Source organism: Streptomyces hilarionis, assembly GCF_024539675.1.
GTDB lineage: Bacteria > Actinomycetota > Actinomycetes > Streptomycetales > Streptomycetaceae > Streptomyces > Streptomyces hilarionis.
Genome location: NZ_JAHHIT010000347.1, coordinates 1 through 1377 on the forward strand (window position 1 = coordinate 1; position 1377 = coordinate 1377).

The window sequence follows — 1377 nt, forward strand, 5'->3', positions numbered from 1 at the left end:
GCCCCCGCTCGGGGGCGGGGACCTGGATGCCGGTGCGGGGCGGGGGCGGGGGCGCGATCAGTACGTCGACTTTCTGCGCGCCTGGGCCATTTCGCTGGTGGTGCTCGGGCACTGGCTGATCACCGGGCTGGTCCGGCGACCGGACGGGGAGATCGTCGCGCCGGAGCTGCTCGCCACCGTGCCCTGGACGCAGTGGCTCACCCTGGGTTTCCAGATCATGCCGTTGTTCTTCCTGGCCGGGGGGCATGCGGCCGGCGGCTCCTGGGCGCGGGCCCGGTCGGCCGGCGGGACCGTCGCCGGATGGGTGGGGCAGCGGACGGTGCGTCTGCTGCTGCCCGCCGCCGCGTACAGCGGTCTCGTGCTGATCGCCGTCGCCGTGAGCGCCGCACTCGGCGTGGACCCCGCCACCCTGGCGCTGGTGGGGTGGGCGATGGCCATGCAGTTCTGGTTCCTGCCGGTGTACCTGCTGCTCAGCGCCCTGACCCCGGCGATGTACGCCCTGCACGAGCGGTGGGGGGTGCGGGTCCCCGTGGGCCTGGGCGTCGTGGCGCTCGGCATCGGCGCGTCGCTCGCGGCCGCCGGGTCACCGCGCCCCGGGCTCGTGGAAGCCGTCGGGGCGCTCAACTACCTGCTCGTGTGGGGGGTCGTCTACCAGCTCGGCTTCTGCTGGCGGGACGGGTCGCTGGGCCGCGACGGACGGTCGGCTGTGCCGATCGCCCTCGCGGTGGGCGGCGGGGCGGCGTTCGCCGCGCTGGTCGGGCCCGGTCCGTTTCCCGTCAGTCTGATCCTGGTGACCGGACAGGAGCTGAGCAACGCCGATCCGCCGTCGCCCGCCATGCTGGCCTGGGGCGTGGCGCAGGTCGGGGCGGCCCTGCTCGTCGCACCGGTCGTGCGACGGGTCCTGGAACGGGCGCGGATCAGGAGGGCCGTGCGGGTGCTGGGGGCCGGCAGCATGGCGCTCTACCTGTGGCACATGGCGCCCGTGCCGATCGTGGCCGCCGCGTTCTACCTGACCGGTCTCGCTCCCGAACCCGCTTACGGCTCCGCCGCCTGGTGGGCGCTGCGGCTGCCGTGGCTTCTGGTGCTGGGCGGCGTCCTGGCGGGCGTGGTGCGGGCACTGCGGCCGTTGGAGCGGCAGGTGGCCGGGGTGGAGGCGCGGGTGCGGCCCGCCGCGGGGCTGCGGGGAGCGGCGGCCTGGCCGCTGTGGGGCGGGCTCGGCATCAGCGTCTGCGCGTTGACCTACTTCGCGGGACACGGTTTCGCCCACGGGGGCGCGCTTGCGGTGTGGCCCGCGGTGGCGCTGGGGGTGGGCACGGCCCTGGTGGGGCTGACCCACGCGGCCGGCGCCTCCCCCGACGCCGGGCACCGCCCGGAGAC

At 76.0% G+C, this 1377-nt stretch carries 1 protein-coding gene; it reads left to right on the forward strand.

Annotation, left to right across the window (positions count from 1 at the left end; genetic code table 11):
* Nucleotides 1-97 precede the first annotated feature (97 nt).
* Nucleotides 98-1377 (forward strand): acyltransferase family protein (locus KMS84_RS38525; RefSeq protein WP_256921210.1); only part of this gene is annotated, 1280 nt, incomplete at its 3' end.